General features: G+C 72.6%; 20 protein-coding genes. 5 read left to right on the top strand and 15 right to left on the bottom strand.

Annotation, left to right across the window (positions count from 1 at the left end; genetic code table 11):
* Nucleotides 1-13: 13 nt before the first annotated feature.
* Entirely contained in the window at nucleotides 14-736 is a 723-nt protein-coding gene (locus tag N538_RS0105630) for an SDR family NAD(P)-dependent oxidoreductase (RefSeq protein WP_028636503.1), read from the bottom strand.
* A gap of 10 nt (nucleotides 737-746) precedes the next feature.
* Nucleotides 747-1190 carry a nuclear transport factor 2 family protein gene (locus tag N538_RS0105635; RefSeq protein WP_028636504.1) on the bottom strand — a complete coding sequence of 148 codons (444 nt, stop codon included), beginning with the start codon at nucleotides 1188-1190 and terminating at the stop codon, nucleotides 747-749.
* A 73-nt stretch (nucleotides 1191-1263) separates the two neighbouring features.
* Here N538_RS0105635 and soxR point away from each other — a divergent pair, with 73 nt between their 5' ends.
* Genes soxR through N538_RS0105650 form a run of 3 tightly spaced genes read left to right on the top strand, consistent with a single transcriptional unit; the run spans nucleotide 1264 to nucleotide 4764 of the window.
* On the top strand, nucleotides 1264-1710 hold the full coding sequence (gene soxR / locus N538_RS0105640) for a redox-sensitive transcriptional activator SoxR (RefSeq protein WP_028636505.1): 447 nt from the start codon (nucleotides 1264-1266) through the stop codon (nucleotides 1708-1710).
* Nucleotides 1707-3554 (top strand): alpha-amylase family glycosyl hydrolase, encoded by a 1848-nt coding sequence (locus N538_RS0105645; protein WP_028636506.1) that lies wholly within the window; start codon nucleotides 1707-1709, stop codon nucleotides 3552-3554. Before soxR ends, N538_RS0105645 begins: the two co-directional genes overlap by 4 nt.
* Nucleotides 3555-3564: 10 nt before the next feature.
* On the top strand, nucleotides 3565-4764 hold the full coding sequence (locus tag N538_RS0105650) for a DUF4032 domain-containing protein (RefSeq protein ID WP_036569550.1): 1200 nt from the start codon (nucleotides 3565-3567) through the stop codon (nucleotides 4762-4764).
* Nucleotides 4765-4808: 44 nt separating this feature from the next.
* Here N538_RS0105650 and N538_RS0105655 read toward each other — a convergent pair whose 3' ends face one another.
* The 10 genes from N538_RS0105655 to cysS all read right to left on the bottom strand — a co-directional run bounded on the left by N538_RS0105655 (nucleotide 4809) and on the right by cysS (nucleotide 17571).
* Nucleotides 4809-5384: a hypothetical protein gene (locus tag N538_RS0105655; protein WP_028636508.1), complete on the bottom strand. Its 576-nt coding sequence runs from the start codon at nucleotides 5382-5384 to the stop codon at nucleotides 4809-4811.
* Nucleotides 5385-5387: 3 nt separating this feature from the next.
* Complete coding sequence (locus N538_RS0105660; RefSeq protein ID WP_028636509.1) at nucleotides 5388-7004, bottom strand: choice-of-anchor P family protein; 1617 nt, start codon at nucleotides 7002-7004, stop codon at nucleotides 5388-5390.
* Nucleotides 7001-7708, bottom strand: a complete 708-nt coding sequence (locus N538_RS0105665; protein ID WP_028636510.1) for an ABC transporter ATP-binding protein — start codon at nucleotides 7706-7708, stop codon at nucleotides 7001-7003. The genes N538_RS0105660 and N538_RS0105665 overlap by 4 nt, the downstream gene beginning before the upstream one ends.
* On the bottom strand, nucleotides 7705-8484 hold the full coding sequence (locus tag N538_RS0105670) for an ABC transporter ATP-binding protein (protein ID WP_028636511.1): 780 nt from the start codon (nucleotides 8482-8484) through the stop codon (nucleotides 7705-7707). The genes N538_RS0105665 and N538_RS0105670 overlap by 4 nt, the downstream gene beginning before the upstream one ends.
* Complete coding sequence (locus N538_RS23975; protein ID WP_081790305.1) at nucleotides 8465-10507, bottom strand: branched-chain amino acid ABC transporter permease; 2043 nt, start codon at nucleotides 10505-10507, stop codon at nucleotides 8465-8467. The genes N538_RS0105670 and N538_RS23975 overlap by 20 nt, the downstream gene beginning before the upstream one ends.
* 3 nt (nucleotides 10508-10510) lie before the next feature.
* Entirely contained in the window at nucleotides 10511-11947 is a 1437-nt protein-coding gene (locus N538_RS0105680; RefSeq protein ID WP_028636512.1) for an ABC transporter substrate-binding protein, read from the bottom strand.
* 100 nt (nucleotides 11948-12047) lie between these two features.
* Nucleotides 12048-13493, bottom strand: a complete 1446-nt coding sequence (locus tag N538_RS0105685) for an ABC transporter substrate-binding protein (protein ID WP_028636513.1) — start codon at nucleotides 13491-13493, stop codon at nucleotides 12048-12050.
* A 96-nt stretch (nucleotides 13494-13589) separates the two neighbouring features.
* Complete coding sequence (locus N538_RS0105690) at nucleotides 13590-15143, bottom strand: metallophosphoesterase (protein ID WP_231496144.1); 1554 nt, start codon at nucleotides 15141-15143, stop codon at nucleotides 13590-13592.
* A gap of 25 nt (nucleotides 15144-15168) precedes the next feature.
* Complete coding sequence (rlmB, locus tag N538_RS0105695) at nucleotides 15169-16113, bottom strand: 23S rRNA (guanosine(2251)-2'-O)-methyltransferase RlmB (RefSeq protein WP_028636515.1); 945 nt, start codon at nucleotides 16111-16113, stop codon at nucleotides 15169-15171.
* 66 nt (nucleotides 16114-16179) lie between these two features.
* Nucleotides 16180-17571, bottom strand: coding sequence for a cysteine--tRNA ligase (gene cysS / locus N538_RS0105700; protein WP_028636516.1), 1392 nt, complete (start codon nucleotides 17569-17571; stop codon nucleotides 16180-16182).
* A gap of 22 nt (nucleotides 17572-17593) precedes the next feature.
* Here cysS and N538_RS23980 point away from each other — a divergent pair, with 22 nt between their 5' ends.
* Nucleotides 17594-18763 (top strand): C39 family peptidase, encoded by a 1170-nt coding sequence (locus N538_RS23980; protein ID WP_036569553.1) that lies wholly within the window; start codon nucleotides 17594-17596, stop codon nucleotides 18761-18763.
* A gap of 6 nt (nucleotides 18764-18769) precedes the next feature.
* Here N538_RS23980 and N538_RS0105710 read toward each other — a convergent pair whose 3' ends face one another.
* Nucleotides 18770-19537, bottom strand: coding sequence for an SDR family NAD(P)-dependent oxidoreductase (locus N538_RS0105710; RefSeq protein WP_028636517.1), 768 nt, complete (start codon nucleotides 19535-19537; stop codon nucleotides 18770-18772).
* Between the two features lie 11 nt (nucleotides 19538-19548).
* Nucleotides 19549-21093 (bottom strand): molybdopterin-dependent oxidoreductase, encoded by a 1545-nt coding sequence (locus N538_RS0105715; RefSeq protein WP_028636518.1) that lies wholly within the window; start codon nucleotides 21091-21093, stop codon nucleotides 19549-19551.
* Between the two features lie 55 nt (nucleotides 21094-21148).
* Here N538_RS0105715 and ispF point away from each other — a divergent pair, with 55 nt between their 5' ends.
* A complete protein-coding gene (gene ispF, locus N538_RS0105720) occupies nucleotides 21149-21619 on the top strand; it encodes a 2-C-methyl-D-erythritol 2,4-cyclodiphosphate synthase (protein ID WP_028636519.1) in 471 nt (156 codons plus the stop codon).
* 6 nt (nucleotides 21620-21625) lie between these two features.
* On the opposite strand, the gene nirD is transcribed toward ispF, so the two are convergent.
* On the bottom strand, nucleotides 21626-21961 hold the full coding sequence (nirD, locus tag N538_RS0105725; RefSeq protein ID WP_028636520.1) for a nitrite reductase small subunit NirD: 336 nt from the start codon (nucleotides 21959-21961) through the stop codon (nucleotides 21626-21628).
* Nucleotides 21962-21966: the final 5 nt, after the last annotated feature.

Consider the following 21966-nt stretch of genomic DNA (forward strand, 5'->3'; position numbering starts at 1 on the left):
TCCTAGGAGACGGTCAGCTCATCCCGCCGTCGTGGGCGATGATCGCGCCGGTGACCATCCGCGCGGCCGGCGACGCCAGCCAGACGATGGTCTCGCCGATCTCCGCCGGCGTGATGGCGCCGCCGGGGAGCATCATCATCAGCCGGTCCGCGACCCGGGTGTCGAGGTCGTCGGTGAGCTTGTGGAACACCTGCTCGACGATCGGGGTGTCCACCGTGCCGGGGCAGATCGCGTTCACGCGGATGCCCTCGGGTGACAGCTCCAGGGCGAGCGCCTTGGTGAGCTGCGTGAGCCCGCCCTTGGCGGCGGCGTACGCCGTGGCGTACGGCTGGGCGACGTTGCCGGCGACCGACGAGACGTTCACGATGTTGCCGCCGCCGGCACGGATGTGCGGCAGCGCCGCCTGGATGAGGAAGAACGGGCCCTTGAGGTCGACCGCGTGCACGCGGTCCCACTCCTCCTCGGTCACGGTCTCGATCCGGCCGAACTGGACGATGCCGGCCACGTTCGCCAGCACGTCGATGCGGCCGTGCACCGCGCAGGTCTCGATCGCGGCGTCGACCGCGGCCCGGTCGCCGACGTTGCAAGGCACGTAGGTCACGCCGTCCGGGACGGTGTCGTTGATGTCCAGGCCGAACACGGTGTCCCCGAGGTCGCGGAACAGCTCCGCGGTGGCGCGGCCGATGCCGGAGGCGGCCCCGGTGATGACGACGACGCGGTTGCCAGGCTGGTTCATGCGAGCCCCTTCAGAGGGTGATGGTGAGGTGGTGGTCGAGGTGGCCGGAGCGACCGATGCCGAAGCGGCGCTCGAGGAACTTCCAACCGCGCTCGCCGCCGATGAAGGTGTCGACGTAGGTGCCGGTGATGATCGGCTGGAGCGGCACGTCGGGCAGCGCCTGGAACACCAGGTACGTCGACGTCACCGTCACGGTGCCGTCCGCGGCCGGCTCGTCGAAGGTGGTGTTCGCGACGACGTGCTGGGTGCCGGGGGTCCCGTCGTCGTGGAGCCTGACCAGGCCGGCGTACAGCCGCTCGACCTCGGCGGCACCCGTGGCGATCGTCGTGCCGTCCTCGGTCCTCAGCACGGCGTCGCCCATCAGGACACCGACGCCCGCGAAGTCACCGGCGTCGATGAGCCGGCAGTACGTCGCGAGCAGGCCGCGGATGCGGTCGCCGTCGGTGAGCTGCACGGACGGGACGGTACTAGAACAGGTTCTATTTGGGAACTTGAACGATGGTTGAAGTTCCGTCAGGGTGGAACGCATGACGCAGCTGACCATCGGGCACCTCGCCGAGCGCGCCGGGGTGGCGACCTCGGCCATCCGGTTCTACGAGTCCAGGGGGCTGATCTCCTCGGTGCGCACCACCGGCAACCAGCGCCGCTACGAGCAGTCCACGCTGCGGCGGATCGCGTTCATCCGAACGGCGCAGCGCGTCGGCCTCTCCCTCGAGGAGATCGGCGAGGCGCTGGCCACGCTCCCGGACGGGCGGACGCCGACCAAGGCGGACTGGAGCCGGCTCAGCCAGGCCTGGCGGCCGCGCCTCGACGAGCAGATCGAGCGGATCCAGCGGCTCCGCGACCGGCTCGACAGCTGCATCGGCTGCGGCTGCCTGAGCCTCAAGACCTGCGCGCTCAGCAACCCCGGTGACGAGATGGCGGGCCACGGGCCGGGCCCGGTCTTCCTGGAGCCGAGGGGCGCTCGCCGGTGACGCTCCTGCACGAGCCGCACCACGACGGCTCGCCGCTGTACGTCGCCGACGACGCGCCCGCGCCCGGAGCGGAGGTGCTGGTCCGGCTGCGCACGAGCGCCGCCGACCCCGTGGACCGCGTGTGGGTGCGCACGTCGTACGACGCGGAGCCGACGTACCACGCGTGCGTGGAGTCGTCCCGCGACGAGCACACGGTCTGGTGGGAGGCCCGGCTGCCGGTCCACAACCCCGTCACCCACTACCGCTTCCTGCTGGCGACGTCGGCGACCGACGGGCCGGGCCGGCAGCGCTGGCTGACCAGTGCCGGCGTGGTGGAGCACGACCCACCGGACGCGTTCGACTTCCGGCTCAGCTCGCACCGCCCGCCGCCGGACTGGGCGCGGGACGCGGTGGTCTACCAGGTGTTCCCGGACCGGTTCGCGCGCTCGGCGGCCGCGGGCGAGCACGAGGTCCCGCCGTGGGCCGAGCCGGCCGGCTGGGACGACGAGGTGGTGTTCGAGCTCTCCGACCCGCGCACGCCGCTCCAGTACTTCGGCGGGGACCTGGACGGGATCACCGAGCACCTCGACCACCTCGCCCGGCTCGGGGTGACGGTCGTCTACACGACGCCGGTCTTCCCCGGCGAGAGCAACCACCGCTACAACGCCTCCACCTTCGACGAGATCGACCCGTGGCTCGGTGGCGACGCGGCGTACGCCCGGCTCGCGGCCGCCGTGCACGACCGCGGCTGGCGGATCCTCGGCGACCTCACCACCAACCACACCGGCGACACCCACGAGTGGTTCGTCGCGGCCCGGGACGTGCCCGGGGCCCCGACGCGGTCCTTCTACCACTTCCTGCCCGACGGCTCCTACGAATGCTGGATGGGGTACGCCACGCTCCCCAAGCTCAACCACGCCGATCCGGCGCTGCGTGCCGCGATGGTCGACGGGCCGGGGTCCGTGGTGGCGCGGTGGCTGCGGCCGCCGTTCGACCTCGACGGCTGGCGCATCGACGTCGCGAACATGACCGGCCGGCTGGGTGCGGTCGACATCAACCACGAGGTCGCGCGGCTGGTCCGCCGGACCGCGGAGGCGGAGCGCGCGGACGCGTTCGTGATCGGTGAGCACAACCACGACGCCTCGGCCGACCTCGACGGCGACGGCTGGCACGCGACCATGAACTACTCCGGGTTCTCCTGGCCGGTGTGGTCGTGGCTGCGCGACCCGGGCTCGCCGGCGAGGCCGTTCGGGCGGCCCGTGCCCGTGCCACGGCGCGACGGCCCGGCCGTGGTCCGCGGCCTGCGCGAGTGGCAGGGCCGGTACGGCTGGCGGGCGACGACCGCGTCCTGGAACATCCTCGGCTCCCACGACAGCGCGCGGATCCGCACCCTCACCGGCTCCGGGGCCGCGCACCGGGTCGCGGCCGGGCTGCAGTTCGCGCTGCCGGGCGTGCCGATGCTGTTCGCCGGTGACGAGATCGGGCTCGAGGGCGTGACCGGGGAGGACGCGCGCCGGCCGTTCCCGTGGGCGCACCCCGAGGCGTGGGACGACGCCACGCTCGCGACGTACGCCGGGCTCGCGCGGCTGCGTCACGAGCAGCCGGCGCTGCGCCGCGGCGGGATGCGGTGGGCGCACGTCGGCGACGACGTGCTGGTGTTCGCTCGCGAGCACCCGGCCGGGTCCGTCCTGGTCGCCGCGCGCCGCTCGGCCGCGCCCGCCGTGGACCTGCCGGCGGGTCCGCTCGGCTTCGCAGGCGGCACGCTGCTGCTGACGACCGGCGCCGACGGGGACCTGGCCGAGCGCGACGGCGTGGTCACGGTCCCGGCCACCGACGGACCGGCGGTGTCGTTCTGGAGGCTCTAGCCTGAGCGGCATGCGGATCGTCGCGAACCGTGCCGACCCGGCGCTGCTGACCCTGCCGTGGTCGCTGCCGCTGGACCAGTGGACCGAGCACGTCGTGCAGCTGCCGCGCGGCCTGTCGCGGCACGTGGTGCGGATCGTCCGGCTCGGCGACGCGACGTACGCGGTCAAGGAGACCACCGAGGAGATGGCGTTCCGGGAGTACCGGACGCTGCGCGACCTCCAGCGGATCGGGCTGCCCGCCGTGCACCCGCAGGGCGTCGTGACCGGCCGGCTCGACGCGCACGGCGAGGAGCTGCCGTCCGCGCTGCTGACCCAGCACCTGCAGTTCTCGCTGCCGTACCGCAGCCTCTTCGCCCACGGCCTCAGCGCCGACAGCCTGCCGGCCCTGGTCGACGCGATGGTGGTGCTGCTGGTCCGGTTGCACCTCGCCGACTTCTACTGGGGCGACGTGTCGCTCTCGAACGTGCTGTTCCGCCGCAACGCCGGCGGCTTCGCGGCGTACCTCGTGGACGCGGAGACCGGGGAGCTCAAGACGAGCCTGTCCCGACAGCTCCGCGAGTACGACCTGACCGTCGCGACCGAGAACGTCTTCGCCGAGCTGCTCGACCTGCAGGCCAGTGACTCACTGCCCCACGAGGTGCCGGCCCACGACGTGGTGGCCCTGCTCGAGGACCGCTACCAGGCGCTGTGGGACGAGCTGACCGCGGCCGAGCAGTTCTCCCCCCACGAGATGTGGCGGATCGAGCAGCGGGTCGCCCGCCTCAACGAGCTCGGCTTCGACGTCGACGAGCTCGACATCGTCACCGACTGGGACGGCGAGCAGATCCGGATCCAGCCGAAGGTGGTCGAGGAGGGCCACCACCGCCGCGAGCTGCAGGCGCTGACGGGGCTGAACGTCGAGGACGCGCAGGCGCAGCGGCTGCTCAACGACATCGCGTCGTTCACCGCGCACTTCGACCTCGGCCGCGAGGACCGCAGCCTGGTCGCGAACCGCTGGCTCACCGAGATCTACGAGCCGGTCATCGACCTGGTGCCGCCCGAGGCCCGCGGCAAGCTCGAGCCGGCCGAGATCTTCCACGAGATCCTCGTGCACCGCTGGTACCTCTCCGAGCAGGCCGGCCACGAGGTCGGCATCTTCGAGACCGCCCGCGACTACATCGACCGGTACCTCATGGAGAAGCCCGAGGAGCAGCTCGCCGCCGACGAGTGACGCCGACCCGGCGCAGTCTCAGCTGAGACTGCGCCGGGTCGGCGTCAGGGACGGCAGACCCGGCAGGGCGTCAGGTGCCCGTTGCTCTCCCCCACCGGGTGCAGGTCGGCGCGGTGCGCGATCAGCGCGCAGTCGCGGCGGTGCATGGTGGTGCCGTCGCCGGCGGTCACCGGCAGCGCCGAGACGTCGACGCCGTCGTCGCGCAGGTTCGCCGAGCGCGAGGTGACGTCCGCGAGGAGCAGGAGGGTGTCCGCGAGCCGGCGCTGCGACTCCTTGGCGTCGGCCGCCAGCCGGGCGAGCCACGCACCGAAGTACAGGAAGCCGCCGGTGAAGGTGAGGCCGAGGCCGAGCAGGCCGCCGGAGACCAGGTAGGACAGCTGGTCGTACTGGTACGGCGTGTTGGCCGCGCCGTACCAGCCCAGCACGATCACCACGAGCCCCAGGGGCACCAGGATCGCGCCCGCCCAGAACAGCACCAGCTGCAGCAGCTGCCAGTGGTTGTCCTTCAGCGGCGCGGCGCCGGACGCGGAGCCGGTGCGGCTCCCGGCCCGCGGGAGCCCGACCGAGAGCCGTTCGGCGTCGGAGGAGGCGACCGGGGTCGTCATGTTCATGGTGGTCATCGGTCAGGCCTTTCGGAGGTCGGGCAGGCCGCTGTCGAGGCCGTGCGGGCAGGAGCCGGCGCCACCGAGGGCGATCACGCCGATCCTGCGGAGCCAGGTGCCGCCGACGGCGGCGAGCGCGATGCCCCCCATCAGGATCGCGCCGGGGATCGAGTAGAGCGGGGGCAGCCCGGAGCCGGTGAGCTGGCTGGGCGGCAGGTCGCCGTCGGCCGCGGGCGTGTCCCCACCCGAGGCCGGTCCGGGCGCGGTGGCGGACGGGGTGCCGCCGCCCGCGGAGGTCGGGCCGGACGACGCGCCGCCGCCGGCGTTGCCGGTCGTGCCCGGGTCGTTGTCCGGCACGGTGGTCGGAATGATGATCCCGTCCGCGGTCTCGACCTGGGTCGTCGCGGTGGCCAGCGTGATCACGACCCGCGGGGACAGTCCGGAGATCGCCTGGAGCGTGCTCTTGAGCTCCTTGGGGTCGTTGGGCAGCTGGTTGATCAGGTCGTCGATCGGCAGCTGGTGCAGCTGCTTCATCAGCGTGGAGGTGTCGATCTGGATCTGCAGCGCGGAGATCGCGCTGCTGGCCGTGTCGCCCTTCTTGTGCAGCTCGGGCTTCGGGAGCACCAGCTTCAGGCCCAGCTGCGCCAGCGCGGCGGCCGCCTGGTCCGGGATCGCCGGCGCGTCCCCGTGCTGCGGACCGGCGCTGTAGCCGGACGGCCCGAAGGAGAACTCCTGGCCGGCGACCGTCATGCCGCCGAGCACCGACCGCCCGGACGCGGTGTTCGCGGACCCGTCGCTGCCGCTGGTGCTCGTGGCGACGATGCCGTCGAGCGTGACCAGTCCGCCGAGCAGGGCGACGTCGCCGAGCGCCGCTCGGGAGACCGTGGTGACCTTGCCGTCCTCGACGACGTTCTGGCTGGACGAGGTGTAGCCCTCGAGGTCGACCAGCGCGGCGAGCTCCGGCGGTACGCCGGGGGTCGTGGGCGCCGGGTCGTCCGCCGGCGCGTCGGCCGAGGCGCTGGACCCGCCGGTGATGGCGGCGCCGAACTGCTGGAGCAGGTCGCCGGCCGACGGGACCCCGGGGAGACCGGGAAGAGTGGGGGCGCCGGGCGTACCTTCGCCCCCACTCCCGTTCCCACCGTCCTTGCCCCCGCCGTCCTGCACCTGGCCGTCGGGGGAGAACCCGGCCTGGGCGATCGTCCTGGTGTCGCTCGCGCTGGTGCGCATCACGGCACCGGGGAACGGCTCGTCGGCCTGCTGCTGCTCGCCGGAGGGCTGTCCCGAGTTCACCTGCACCGGGTAGCCGTTCTCGAACAGCTGCGGCGGCAGGTTGAGCTGCTCGCCGAACGTCTTCGCGCCCTCGCCGACCGGGTCGCCCGGCCACAGCCAGCTGGCCCGGCCCGCCGAGCTGCCGGAGTCGGCCTCGACCTTGGTGTAGCCCATCTCGACCTCGAACTGCGGGTTCGCCGGGATCGGGATGGTGGGCTCGTAGAACTCCATCTTCACCGGGCTCGCCATCGCGACCGAGCTGTACCCGAAGGCCTGGTCCGCAGCGGACGCCGCGGGCGCGCCCGCCGACACCGGCAGAACGATGCCGGCGAGCGCTGCGGCCGAGATGGGGATGAGGATCCGCTTCATGCTGCGCCTCCGAGGATGACGTCGGACATCGTGTCGAGAATCTCCGTGGGCTCACCGGTGGCCACGATCCGGCCGCCGGTCATCACCGCCGCGTAGTCCGAGACCCGCAGCGCCGTGCGCGCGAACTGCTCGATGCACAGGATCGAGACGCCGCTCTGCGCGATCTGCGCGACGGTCTCGTACAGCTCGTCGACGATCAGCGGCGCGAGGCCCATCGACAGCTCGTCGAGCAGCAGCAGCGCCGGGTCGGAGGCGAGCGCCCGCGACATCGCGAGCATCTGCTGCTCGCCGCCCGACATGGTGCCCGCGAGCTGGTGGCGGCGCTGGTGCAGCCGCGGGAAGTAGGAGTACGCCGTCTCGAGGACCGCGTCGATCGCGACGCCGGCGTACGACATCAGCGTGAGGTTCTCCTCGACCGTGAGGTTCGGGAACACCGACCGGCCCTCCGGGACCGTGCACAGCCCGAGACGGGCCAGCTCCTCCGGCGCCGCACCCTGCACGTGCACGCCGCCGAGGTGGATGTCGCCGGACGTCGCCTTCTTCTGCCCGCTGACGACCTTGACCAGGGTGCTCTTGCCGCCGCCGTTCGGGCCGAGGAGCGCCATCACGGCGCCCTTCGGGACCTTGAGGTCGACACCGCGGAGCACCTCGATGCGGCCGTACGCCGCGTGCAGGTCGACGATCTCGAGGATGGGGACGGTCATCGCACGACCTCCAGCTCCTGGGTGAGGTCGGACGGCTCGGCAGCGGGCTCGGCGTCGGAGTAGCCGAGGTAGGCCTGCTGCACCTGGGGGTTCGCACGGACCTCGCCCGGCGGCCCGGAGGCGATCACCCGGCCGAAGTCGAGGACGTGGATGTCGTCGCAGACCGACATCACCAGGTCCATGTCGTGCTCCACCATCAGGATCCCGCGACCCTCGGCGGCGAGCTGGGCGAGCAGCTCGCCGAACGCGTCGGTCTCGGACTCGTCGAGGCCGGACGACGGCTCGTCGAGGAGCAGCAGCTTCGGCTCGCTGGCCAGGCAGCGCGCGAGCTCCAGCAGCCGGGCGGTGCCGGTGGGGATCGAGTCGGCGCGCTCGTCGGCGTACGCCGCGATGCCGACCTGCTCGAGCAGGCCGTCGACGTCCGCTTGGGCCGGGCGGACCAGGCCGCCGATCCCGCGGGCGATGTCGCGGGCGACCCGGACGTTGTCGCGGACGGTGAGCGAGCCGAACGCCTCGAGGCGCTGGAAGGTGCGGCCCATCCCCCGGCGGGCACGGCGGTGCACCGGCAGCCGGGTGATGCTGCGGCCGTCGAAGCGGACCGTGCCGTGGTTGGGCTTCTGGAGCCCACTGATCACGTTGAAGCAGGTGGTCTTGCCCGCGCCGTTGGGGCCGATCAGGCCGGTGATCCGGCCCGCCTCGGCGGTGAAGGCGGCGTGGTCGACCGCCGTCACCCCGCCGAACTGGACGACGACGTCGTCAACCTCGAGCAGCGACATGCGCGCCCACCTCCTCGTCCTTCGTGCTGTCCGCCGTGCTGTCCGTCGTGCTGTCCTCGGGGAGGCCCGCGGAGACGTCCTCCCGGATCGTGATCTCGTTGAGCGGCACGGCGTTCTCGGCACCGTCGTCGGCCCGGCCGCGCGGCAGCGGCAGCACGGGCACGACCGCGCGCACCCGGTCGCCGAACCTGCGGTCCAGCAGCCGGCCGACGGTGAACAGCTGGTTGGCGAGGCCGTTCGGGTCGCGGCCGAGGGCCACGGCGCCGAAGCCGAGCACCGCGAACACCAGCCCGGCCAGCTCGGGCCGGCTGCTCTGCAGCACCGGCAGCAGCATCAGTCCGACGCCACCGAGCGCCGCGCCGGTCACGGAGGTCACGCCGCAGACCACGGCGAGCAGCAGCAGCGGGAGGCTGTTGAACAGCTGGAAGTCGGCGGCGCCGATGGTCCCGCGCAGGCCGGCGAAGAGCCCGCCGGCCAGGCCCGCCATGCCGGCGGACAGGCCGAAGAGCGCCACCCGGAACCACCGCATGTCCAGCCCGAGCGTCCCGCACGCGGCCGGGCTGTCGCGCATCGCGATCAGCACCCGCCCGAGCGGGCCGCGGCGCAGGAGCAGCAGGAACAGCGCCATCAGCACGAAGAACGTCGCCATCACCAGCACGTAGCCGCCGAGGGAGTCGAAGGACCGGCCGAGCACCGAGAGCCGGTCGGCCTTGAGGGTGCCGTTGTAGCCGAACGCGAAGTCCGCCTGGAACACCATCTTGTCCATGAGCACGCCGAACGCCAGCGTCGACAGCGCGAGGTAGAGGCCGGTCAGCCGCAGCACCGGCAGCGCGACCAGCGCGCCGACGATCGCGGCGATGAGCGCGGACAGGAACAGGCCGTACAGGTTGGGCTCGTCGAGCTTGGCGTAGGCGAGGGCCCCGACACCCGCGAAGGTGAACTGCGCGAGCGACACGTGGCCGCCGAACCCGGTGAGCAGCACCAGCGAGAGCATCACCATCGCGTACGTCGCGGCGGTGCCGACCAGCAGCAGGTTGGCGTCGGACATCGCGACGGTGAGGAACGCGACGAGGGCGATCAGCGCGATCCCCCAGCCGATCGACCTGGGGAAGGACGGCAGCGGCGCGGACACGATGCCCTTGACCTGGCCGATCCGCAGCTGCGCCTGCGGCATCAGGATGATCACGACGAAGAGGAACAGCGCGGGCACGACCGCCCGCAGACCGGCCAGGTTGCCCTGGCTGGGCAGGTAGGCGACCGCGAAGGACTGGAGCACGCCGAGGCCCATCGCGCCCACGAACGTCAGCGGCAGGCTCTTGAGCCGGCCGAGCATCGCCGCGGCGTACGCGTTGATGACGAGCAGCGTCAGGTCGAAGTACGACAGCCCGATCACCGGGGTGAGCAGGATCCCGGCGAGCGCGGCGAGCGAGATGCCGATCGCCCAGGACAGCGACGCCACCCGGTCGGGCTTGCCGCCGAACAGCTGGAGCAGAACCGGGTTGTCGACCGAGGCCCGCATGGCCGTGCCGATGCGGGTGCGGTTGAGCAGCAGGTAGAGCAGCGCCGCGACCACGGCCGAGAGCACGATCGTGATGATCTGGTGGGCGGTGACGTAGGTGCTGCCGATCTGGACGCCCTTGTCGGGCAGGAACGGCGGGAGCGTCCGCGGCGCCGGCGGCCAGATGTACTGGGCGACGCCGATCAGGCCGACGAACAGGCCGACGGTGACCACCAGCGAGACGCTGACCGGGCCCTCACCGAGGCCCCGCGTGACGAACCGCTGCACGAACCAGCCGATGCCCGGCGCGACCACACCCAGGACGAGGATCAGCGCGAGCCAGGTCGGCATCCCCTGCCGCTGGCTGAAGTCCCAGAACGTGAAGGCCATGACCATGCCGAACGCGCCGTGCGCGATGTTGAAGACCCGGGTCGTCGTGTAGGTCAGCACCAGTCCGCTGGCCGCGATGGCGTACGCCGCGCCCGTGAAGAGGCCGAGGATGGTGAAGGAGAGGATCGTGGACATCGTCTAGTTCCCGTTCAGGAGCGGGCCGCACTGGAAGCCGGCCGGGGAGACCTGGCTCCACTTGCCGTCGTTCAGCTGGAACACGGAGCCACAGTTGGCGGTGGTCTTCTGGCCGACCTGCTGGGGCACGTGCAGCCCGTTGCCGGTCCAGTTCTTGACCTTGCTGAGCGCGCTCACCAGCGCTGCGCGGGTGAGCTTGCCGCCCAGCGCCACGGCCTGCTCGACGAACAGGCGAGCGGCGGACCAGGCGTAGAGGCCGTAGTAGTTCGGCACCGCGCCGGGCTTCACCTGCTGCAGCCACGCGCGGTAGAGCTGCATCTCCTTGACGCTGTAGTCGTCGAACATCTTCGTCGTCGACCAGGTGTAGACGCCGTTGCCGTTGTCGCCGGCCTGGTCGACGAAGTTCTGGTCGTAGATGGTGGCGTCCTGGACGAACGCGTCGAGGTCGAGGCCCTGCTGCTGCATGGCGTCCAGGAGCTTCACGGTGTTCTGGTACGGGCCGATGTAGACGACCAGCTTGATGCCCTTGTCCTTCATCTGCTGGACGTACGGCGCGTAGTTGAACTCCGAGACGTCGATGCCCTGGTAGTAGTCGACCTTCCATCCCGCCCGGTTGTAGGCGTTGCGGAAGAAGGCGGCGTTCACCGCCGCGGCGCCGGCGTTGATGTAGAGCAGCGCCGCGTGCTGCGTCGCGTCCTTCATCTTCGACAGGAAGTACCGCGGCATCGCGCCGTTCACCAGGCCCGGGTCGACGGCCTGGGCGGCGAAGCAGGTCGAGCAGTCGCGGCGCTCGGGGGTGGTCGTGGTGGAGCGGATGTCCGGGAGCCCGCAGGACTGCGCCGGGCCCGCGCCGCCGGAGTCGAAGGCCGACATCGACCCCACCGCGGCGAACGCGTCGTCGCAGGCCTTGGTGTAGGCCTGCTGGTCCGCGCCGGCGTCCGCCCGGCTGTCGAGCAGCTCCACGTCGAGCTTGCGACCGCAGATGTCGCTGGTCGAGTTGAAGTACGCGGCGTACGCGCGGGTCGCCTGCTGGGCGGACTCGAAGATGCCCGGGACCGGCCCGGAGATGTCGGCGACGTTCGCGATCGTGATCGTCTTGTCGGTGATGCCGGTCTGGTTCTTGAAGCCGTTGCAGGAGCCGGCCCTGGTGCTGCCCGTCGCGGCGTTGTCGCCGGTGCCCTGGGTGCCGCCGGCCGGTGCGTCGGAGCCGCCGCCGGTGCTCCCGCCTCCGGTCGTGCTGGTGCCGCCCCCGGCGGTGGAGCCGGGGACGGAGCCGCCCGGCGACGTCCCGCCGTCGGAGCCACCCGCCGCGGTGCCCGCACCGCCGACCGCCTGCCCGCCGGTGGCGCTCGCGACCGTGCTCGGGTCGAGCTGCGAGCCGCACGCCGCGAGCGCGACGCACAGGGCCGCGGCGGCGACGATCCGGAGCAGGCTACGCATCGGTTTCCCTCCCCGAGCGCTGACGATTTCTGCCGTTCCAACGACCGGTGGGGGGCGAGGTGACGCGGAGCACAGTCCGGCGGTCCACAGTGTCTAGGCCTCAGCTGCTCGTCGTACCGCTGCAGGTGTACTTGGTGCCGCCGACCGGCACCCAGCGGCCGTGCTCGAGCTGGATGAACCGCCAGCACTCGCCGGTGTGGTGCGGGCCGACGTGCTGGGGCGAGTGCATGCCGTTCGCGGTCCAGTCGTCGACCTTGCGGAGGTCGGAGACCAGGCTCGCGCGCGTCAGCTTGCCGCCGAGGGCGGCGGCCCGCTCGACGAACAGCCGGGCGGCCGACCAGGAGAAGAGCCCGAAGAAGCTCGGCTCGGCGCCGGGCTTCACCTGCTGGAGCCAGCTCATGTACAGCTGGAGCTCCTTGTTGCTCGAGGCCTCCTCGAACGGCGTGAAGTTGATGAACAGCGTCGTGCCCTCGACCGCGTCGCCGCCGCTCTTCACGAAGTCGGTGGTGTACGCGGTCGGGTCGAGCATGAAGACCTCGGGCTTGAAGCCCTGCTGCTGCATCGCCTGGGCGAGCCGCACGAACTGTGCCGTGGCGCCGATCATCTGGACGTACTCGATGCCCTTGTCCTTCATCTGCTGGACGTACGGCGAGTAGTTGAACTCCGAGATGTCGATGCCCTGGACGTAGTCGAAGTGCATGCCGCGCTTGTTCATCGCGGCGACCTGGGTCTTGCCGTTCTCGGCGGCGGCGCCCGCGTTGATGTAGAGCATCGCGGCGTGCGCCGCGGCGTCCGGGTGGTTCTTGATCACGTAGTCCGGGACGGCGTTCTGGAACTCGTTCGCCATCGTGGACTGGGCACCGAAGCAGGTGGTGCACGCCTGACGGTCCGCGGTGACCGAGGCCGACCGGATGTCGGGCAGGCCGCAGCCCTGCGCGGTGCTCGCGCCGCCGGAGTCGAACGCCGACATCGACCCGACCACGGCGAACGTCTCGTCGCAGGCCTTGGTGTAGTTCTGCTGGTCGGCCGCGGCGTCGGTGCGGCTGTCATACGCCTTGAGCTCGAGCTTGCGGCCGCAGATGTCGCTGGTGGCGTTGAAGTACGCGACGTACGCCTTCACCGCGTCCTGGCTCGCCTCGAAGAGGCCCGGCACCGGCCCCGACACGTCCGAGCTGTTGCCGATCGTGATCGTCTTGTCCGTGATGCCGGTCTGGTTCTTGAACCCGTTGCACGAGCCGGCCCTGGTGCTGCCGGTCGCCGCGTTGTCGCCGGTGCCCTCGGTGCCGCCCCCGGAGCCGCCGCCCGTGGTGGTCGTCGACCCGCCGCCGGTGGCGGTCGTCCCACCGCCCCCGGTCGAGCCGGGGACCGACCCGTCCGGCCCGGTGGCGGTCGACCCGTCGGCGCCGACGACCTGGCCGTCGGAGTTGACGGTCGTGCCGTTCACCTGGGCGACGGTGTCGGGATCGAGCTGCGAGCCGCAGGCGGCGAGCGAGAGCGCGACGAGCACGCCGACGGACGCCACGGCGGCGCGGGAGAACGGGACCACGGGGCCCTCCACACAGATCTAGAACACGTATCAGTTCTGGACCAACGACGCGGGCGCGGAGAGGTGACGCTCGCCACCCCGGGAGCGCCGATCTGGCTATCCCTCCGGATAGGTGAGCGGCACCCAGCTCCCCGTCTGGTAGGTGCCGTCGGTCTGGAGCGTGACCCACTGGATGCCGGCCGGCCGGCCGTCGCGGTAGGTCACGAGGCTGATGCCGGCGGGCCGCCGGGGCTTGCTGCCGAGCGCGATGGCGTACGCCGCGCCGCCCGCGGTCCCGGTCGTGTACGTGTAGCCGACCTCGCCGTCCGGGCCCTCCACCCGGTCCGGCCCGGCGCGCACGTGGGTGTGGCCGGCGAGCACCAGGTCGGCGCAGCCACGCTCCAGCGCCGGCGCGCCGAGGTCCGCGTCGTGGACCAGGATCGTCGTCACCCGCACGTCGGAGTCGCAGGCGGCGTCGGCGATCCGGTCCGCGACCTCGGAGAAGGTCAGGCCGGTCTCGTCGCGCCAGTTGCCGAGGCCGCTGGAGCGCGGGTCGTCCACGCCGAGCAGCGTCGTACCGGCCGGACCGGGCACCACGTCGCCGTCGAGCATGGTCCAGTCGTGCTCGGCGAGGTACTCGTGCACGAAGTCGCCGTGGTCGTGGTTGCCCGCGACACCCCAGCGGTCGAGCCCGTCGAACGCGGCGCTCACCGAGTCGAGCGAGAACGCCTCCCAGCTCTTGCCGGAGGAGGTGTCGTCACCGCCGTCGAACACGGCGGTGGCGCCGCCGGCGTCGGCGATCGCGCGCGCGACCTGGTCCATGCCGATGTTGTCATGCCGGTCCGAGACGAACGCGACGACCGTGTCGCCCTCCCGCGGGTCGCGCAGCGGCAGGTCCACGGCGCGCTCGGCGGCGTCGGCGTAGAAGGTCTTGCTGGTGTCGTAGGTGTCGATCGCGCTCTCGATCAGACGCTGCGTCGAGGCGGTGGTGACGTCGCCGCGCACCTCGACGCCCTCGAGGCCGTCCGGGAGCGGTACGGCGGGTCCGAGGAACGCCGTCAGCGGCTCCCAGTCCTCCCCCGCCTCGACGGGGTCCTCGCCACCGGACCAGGGCTGCCACAGCGCGAGGGCCAGCAGCAGGGCGACCACCAGCGCGAGCATCGCCTGCGGCAGCCCCACCCGGGCGGCCAGCTGGCGTCGGCGTACCGGACCCACGAGCACCCAGACCGCGACCGGGACCAGGCCGATCACCGCGCCGCGGATCAGCGCATTGACGGCCATGCCCTGCACGACGTCGGTGACCTTCTCGACCTGGCCCTCGGGCTGGCTGGCCAGCAGCGCGTAGCGCTGCACCAGGTCGTCGACCGAGGCGGCGTCGGTCTTGCCCAGCCGGATGTCGACGCCGACCGGGCTGCCGCTGTCGACGCGCACGTCCGGCACGACCGGCCCGGTGTGCAGCACCGCCGAGCCGCTGAGGTCCGGCGTGATCACGGCGTCGTGGCTGGCCACGACCGTCGTCCGGCTGGTGGTGAGGAACAGCAGCAGCGCGGCCAGCACGGCGCAGCCGAACCAGACCCCGACCAGGGACAGCCCGTGAGCGACCTGTCGGCGGGTCTCGACACGCCGGTCGCGACCTCGCGAGCTCGGTCCCGCGGCTCGCTCGACCACCATCAGTGGGTCCGCTGCCGCGTCCCCACTAGCGGCGCGCCTCGGCGATCGCGTAGAGGGCGATGGACGCGGCGACGCCGGCGTTCAGCGACTCCAGCGACGAGGCCATCGGGATCGAGACGAGCTGGTCGCAGGTCTCGCTGACCAGGCGGCCCAGGCCGTTGCCCTCGGAGCCGACGACGACCACGAGCGGGCCGTCGCCGAGATCGAGGTCGGGAAGGCTGACGTCGCCGTCCGCGGCCAGGCCGACCACCATCAGGCCGGCGTCCTGGTACGCCTTGAGCTGGCGGACCAGGTTCACCGTCTGCGCCACCGGCGTCCGGACGGCGGCGCCGGCGCTGGTCTTCCAGGCGGAGGCGGTCATGCCGGCCGAGCGGCGCTCGGGGATCAGCACCCCGTGGGCGCCGAAGCCCGAGGCGCTGCGGACGATGGCGCCCAGGTTGCGCGGGTCGGTGACCGAGTCGAGCGCGACGATCAGCGGCGGCTCGCCGTTCGCGGCGGCCGCCTCGAGCAGGTCGTCGGGGTGGGCGTACTCGTACGCCGGGATCCGCGCGGCCAGGCCCTGGTGCACCGCACCGCTGGTCATCCGGTCGAGCTCGTTGCGGGTGACCTCCATCAGGCTGAGGCCGCGGTCGGCGACGATGCCGAAGGCCTCGCGCAGCCGGGCGTCGCGCTCGGCACCCTCGGCGACGTACACGCCGGTCACCGGCACGCCGGCCCGCAGCGCCTCGACGACGGAGTTGCGCCCCGCCACCCACTCGGCCTCGGTGCCCGACTTGCGCTTCGGCCTGCGGGCCGCGGACTTCTCCGCGCGCTTCGCCGACTTGTGCGCCTGGTGGTACTCCCGGTCCTTGGCCTTGGGCGTCGGGCCCTTGCCCTCGAGCCCGCGACGCACCCGGCCCCCCGACCCCGCGGTCGGGTTGCCCTTGCTGCTCTTGCGGATCGCGCCCTTGCGCTGCGAGTTGCCTGCCACGTCAGTGTCCTTTTCGGTGGTCGAGTAGCCCGTGAGGAACGAGCGGGCGTATCGAGACCCCAGCCATTACTTCGTTCCTGCTTCCAGTGACCACGTCGGGCCGTCGGGGGTGTCCGTGATCGCGATGCCGGCGGCCTTGATCTGGTCGCGGATCGCGTCGGCGGTGGCGAAGTCCTTGTCCGCCCGCGCCCGGGTGCGCTGCTCGAGCAGGCCGCGGACGAGCACGTCCACGGCGTCGGTGAGCCGCTGGTCGTCGCTCGAGGCCGGGCCCCAGGCCGGGTCGGCCGGGTTCAGCCCGAGCACGTCGAGCATCGCGAGCACCTGCGCGGCCTGCGGTGTCGGGTCGTCGGCCCGGTTGCCGGCCCGGACGACGTCGAAGAGCACGGCCAGCGCGGCCGGCGTACCGAGGTCGTCGTTCATCGCGGCGACGAACGCCTCGGGCAGCTCGCCGGGCTCGACGGTGCCGGCGCGCTCGAGGAAGCTCTCGATCCGGCGGAACCCGACCGCCGCCTCGTCGAGCGCCTCGAACGAGAACTCGACGTGGCTGCGGTAGTGGGCGGCGACCAGGTAGTAGCGCAGCTCGATGCCGCGGTACTTCTGGAGCACCGCCGGGATCGTCAGCGAGTTGCCGAGCGACTTGCTCATCTTCTCGCCCGCGGTGGTGATCCAGGCGTTGTGCATCCAGTACGACGCGAACGGGCGGCCGGCCGCGCGGGACTGGGCCTGCTCGTTCTCGTGGTGGGGGAAGCGGAGGTCGACGCCGCCGCCGTGGATGTCGAACGCGGGACCGAGGTACTTGCCGGCCATCGCGGAGCACTCGATGTGCCAGCCCGGGCGGCCGGGACCCCAGGGGCTCGGCCAGGCAGCCGTCTCCGGCTCGGACTCCTTCTTCCAGCCCTTCCACAGCGCGAAGTCGCGCGGGTCGCGCTTGCCGCGGGGGTCCGCGTCCTCGGCGGCCTCCATGTCGTCGATGCGCTGGTGGGTGAGCTCGCCGTACTGCGGCCAGGAGCGCACGTCGAAGTAGACGTCGCCGGAGCCGTCCTCGGCGGCGTAGGCGTGACCCTTGGCGATCAGCTCCTGGATGAGCACGATCATCTCCGGCACGTGGCCGGTGGCGGCCGGCTCGTACGTCGGCGGCGCGACGTTGAGGGCGTCGTACGCCTGGTCCAGCTGACGCTTCATGCGGGCGACGAGCTCGTACCAGCGCAGGCCCTGGTCGGCCGACTTCATGAGGATCTTGTCGTCGATGTCGGTGACGTTGCGGATGAACGTCACGTCGTAGCCGAGGTGGCGGAGCCAGCGCTGGAGGACGTCGAAGTCGACCCCGGAGCGGACGTGGCCGACGTGCGGCTCGGACTGCACCGTGAGACCGCAGACGTAGACGCCCGCCTTCCCCTCCTCGAGGGGGACGAAGTCACGGACTTCGCGGGTCGCAGTGTCGTACAGCCTGAAGGTCACCGGCCAAGTCTAGGGTTTGCGGGTGCGCCGCCTGACATCCGCGATCGTCGCCTCCGCGCTGCTCGTGCCGGTCGCCACGCCTCCAGCCGACGCCGCCCCCGCGCGAAGGATCGCCCACACCCAGTGGGACTCGCCCGCGGAGCTGCGATCGGGCGCGGCGAGAGACGTGCGCGTCGCGGCGGGACGCGTCTCGCTCGCGACGGGTTCGGCGTCGGGTACCTGGACCTCGCCGTGGGCGGCGCCCGGGTTCGCACTGACCCGGCTGATCGCCTCGTGGTCCGCGCGCACGCCCGGCGACAGCTCCCTGCGGGTCCAGGTGCGCGGCCGGTCCGGTTCGCAGCTCTCGAGCTGGGACACGCTGGCGACCTGGGCCGCCGGCGACAGGTTCGTGCGGCGTACGACGTCGTCCGGACAGGCCGACGACCTCGCCTCGGTGAACGTCGACACCTGGGTCGTGCCCGACGGCGTCTCGTCGTACCAGCTCCGGGTCACCCTGCGGCGGGCCGCCGGCCAGGCTGCCTCGCCGTCGGTCGACGCGGTCGGTGCAGTGGCGACGCGGCTGCCCGACGTCTCCACGGTGCCCACGTCGCGGCCGGGGGTCGCCCGCGGGATCGTGCTCGACGTGCCGGCGTACTCGCAGATGATCCACCGCGGCGACTACCCGGAGTACGGCGGCGGCGGCGAGGCGTGGTGCTCGCCGACGTCGACCTCGATGGTGCTCGGCTACTACGACGCGCTCCCGCGCCCGGCCGCCTACGCGTGGGTCGGCGACCGCCCCGACCCGTGGGTCGACCACGCCGCGCGGATGACCTACGACTACGACTACGAGGGCACCGGCAACTGGCCGTTCAACACGGCGTACGCCGCGAACCTCGCCGGCCACGCGTTCGTCACCCGGCTCCGGTCCCTCCGGGAGGCCGAGACGTACGTCCGGGCCGGCATCCCGCTGGTCGCCTCGATCGCGTTCGGCCGCGGCGAGCTCGACGGCGCCCCGATCTCGTCGACCGACGGGCACCTGCTGGTGATCGTGGGCTTCACCGCGTCCGGTGACGTGGTCGTCAACGACCCTGCGGCGGCGTCCGATGCCACGGTGCGGCGCACCTACGACCGCGGGCAGTTCGAGAACGCCTGGATCCCGACGTCCGGCGGCACCGTCTACGTGATCACCGACGACGAGCACCCGCTGCCCTGACCGCACCTAGACCCCGTACCCGCCGTCCACGTCGAGCTTCTGGCCGGACACGAACCCGGCCCGGTCGGAGGCGAGGAAGCAGACGGCCTCCGCGATGTCGTGCGCGGTGCCGAACCGGCGCATCGGGATGTTCGCCCGGGTGATCGCGAGCGCCTCCTCGGACAGCTCCCCCGACGAGATGAGCCGTGCGGCCATGCCGTCGGTGAGCATGCCGGGGCCGACGGCGTTGACGCGGACCCCGTAGCGGCCCTCCTCGGCCGCCAGCGCCCGCACCATCGCCTCGACCGCCGCCTTGGGGGCCGAGGACAGTCCGTCGCGGACCGGGAAGCGTGTCGTCGCGGCGGTCGTCACCGCGACGATCGAGCCCTCCCACTCGCGCAGGTGCGGCAACGCCGGCTGGACGACGGCGAAGAACCCGGCCGCGTCGGCTGCGAGCTGGGCGGCCATCGTCACCGGCGCGACGGAGGAGAGGTGCGCCATCGGGACGTGCGGGCCGGCCGCGTAGACGAGCGTGTGCAGACCACCGTGGTCGGCGACGACGGCATCCACGACGGCGGTCGCGTCCGCGGCCGCCAGGTCGAGCTCGTACGCCGAGGCGTGCACGCCCCACTCGCGGGCCGCCTCGACCGCGGCGGCGCCGGCCGCCGGGTGCGAGCGGAAGGTCACCGCCACGTGCGCGCCGCGCTGTGCCAGCAGCCGGGTGATGGCCAGCCCGAGGCCCCCGCTGCCGCCCACCACGAGCGCCGCGCCCGTCCGTCCGCTGAAGTCGCCCACGGTTGCTCCCCTCAGTCCGTCGCCTTCACGTGGATCGTGTGCCAGCCGGTGGCGCCGTCGGGGACCGCCCCGTGGACCTCACCGGTCTGCACGGTCCCATCCTTGCCGGTCGCCCGCACCCGCAGCACGCGTTCCCCCGGCTTGAGGTCGAGCGTGACGGCCCACTGCACCCACGTGTCGTCGCTCGGCACCCGTCCGAGCCCGGCGGGCTGCCAGTCCCCGCCGTCGACGTTCACCTCCACCCGCTCGATGCCGGTGTGCTGCGCCCACGCGACGCCGGCGACGCGGGCGCCCGTCGCCGCGATGTCGGTGTAGTCGCGCGGCACGTCGATGCGCGAGGAGATCTTCACGGGTCCGAGCTCCGACCAGCCGCGGTCGGTCCAGTACGCCGAGATGTCGGCGAACCGCGTCACCCTCAGGTCCACCACCCACTTGCACGCGGACACGTAGCCGTAGAGCCCCGGCACGATCGTGCGCACCGGGAAGCCGTGGTCGACCGGCAGTGGCTCGCCGTTCATCGCGACGGCGAGCATCGCGTCGCGGTCGTCGGTCAGCACGCCCAGCGGGGTGCCGCAGGTCCAGCCGTCGTCGGACGTCTGCAGCACCGCGTCCGCGCTGTCCTGCACCCCGGCCTCGCGGAGCAGGTCGGCGATCCGGACCCCGCTCCACCAGGCATTGCCGATGAGCGGGCCGCCGACGTCGTTCGAGACGCAGCAGATCGTCACCCAGGCCTCGGTGAGCTGCCGCGCGATCAGCTGCTGGTAGTCGAGCACGATCTCGCGGTCCACGAGGCCGTGGATGCGCAGCTGCCAGTCCTGGGGCCGGATCGCCGGCACGTAGACGGCGGTGTCGATCCGGTAGAAGTCGTCGGCGGGCGTCAGCCACGGCGTCATGTCGGGTACGTCGACGCGCGCGCCGGCCGGCACCCGCGGCACCGTGACTCCGGGAAGTCGCAGCAGCCGCCTGGCCTCCTCGACCTGCCGCCGGCCGAGGCCGACCGCGCGTCCGACCGCGCCGGCGGTCACGCCCAGGGCGCCGACCACCCCGACCCGGAGCAGGAAGCCGCGGCGGGTGTGCGCGGCCGCTCCGGGGTCGCCGCGGTGCTCGGAGCCCGCTGAGCCCTCTGCTCTGGTGAGGGGCGCGATCAGCAGGGCCAGGCAGGCGAGCCAGGTGAAGAACCCGACCACGAGCGCGACGGCGTCGACGGGGGACGCGCCGCGCTGCGAGCCGACCGCCACCGCGCCGACCAGCGCGAGCCCCGCGTACACGGCGATCGCCGCCCACCACGCCCGGCGCGCGAGCAGGCCCGCCATCGCGAACAGCAGCGCCAACAGCACCAGCACCGTGACGACCAGCAGCGTCTTGTCGTGCCGGCCGACCAGCTGGATCGCCCGCTCGACGGCCGGTCCGGGCGTCAACCGGATGACCAGCTCCGCGACCGCGCTCACCGGGTCGTCGCGGGTGGTGAGCACCATCGCGACGCAGTAGCTCGCGGCCAGCCCGGCGAACCCGGCCAGCAGGCCGGCCAGCGCCCAGGCGCCGCGAGAGGTCCTCACCCGCCGATTGTGGCCCAGCGGGCGGCAGGGGCGGCCGCTCGGGCATGATCATTCTGTGACGGAACGGATCGGCATCGGCACCGACGTGCACCGCCTCGTCGACGGCGTCCCGATGCACCTGGCCGGGCTGTCCTGGCCGGACGAGCCGCAGGGCCTCGAGGGCCATTCCGACGCGGACGTCGCCGCGCACGCCGCGTGCGACGCGTTGCTGTCCGCGGCCGGTCTCGGGGACCTCGGGTCGAACTTCGGCACGTCGGACCCGGCGTGGGCCGGCGCGTCCGGGACGGCGCTGTTGGAGGAGACAGCCGCCCGGGTCCGGGCCGCGGGCTACGAGATCGGCAACGTCGCCGTCCAGGTGATCGGCAACCGGCCGAAGGTCGGCCCGCGCCGGGCGGAGGCCGAGGCGGCGCTGGGCGGCGCCGTCGGCGCACCGGTGAGCGTCTCCGCCACCACGACCGACGGCCTCGGCCTCACCGGTCGCGGCGAGGGCGTGGCCGCGATCGCGACCGCCCTGCTCACGTCCTGACCCCCCTCAGGCGGCCGCCTCCTTGCGGCCACCGACGTGCACGACCCCGTCGACGACTCGGACGTCGTAGGCCGGGACCGAGACGTGGTCGTCGTCCAGGCACCTGCCGCTGCGCAGGTCGAACGCGTGCTTGTGCGTGGGCGAGGCCACGAACGGCACGCCGTCGCGGACGCCGACGATGCCCCGCGCCATCGTCGACGCCCTCGCGTACGGGTCGTGGTTGCCGAGGGCGTAGACCCGGTCGTCCGGGGTCCGGAAGAGCGCGACCGCCTGGCCGTGCACGAGCGCGGTCGCACCGCGCTCCACCTCGAGCTCGGCGACCCGGCAGACCGGTTGCCACATGCGGA

The organism is Nocardioides sp. URHA0032, from assembly GCF_000620645.1.
Lineage (GTDB): Bacteria > Actinomycetota > Actinomycetes > Propionibacteriales > Nocardioidaceae > Nocardioides.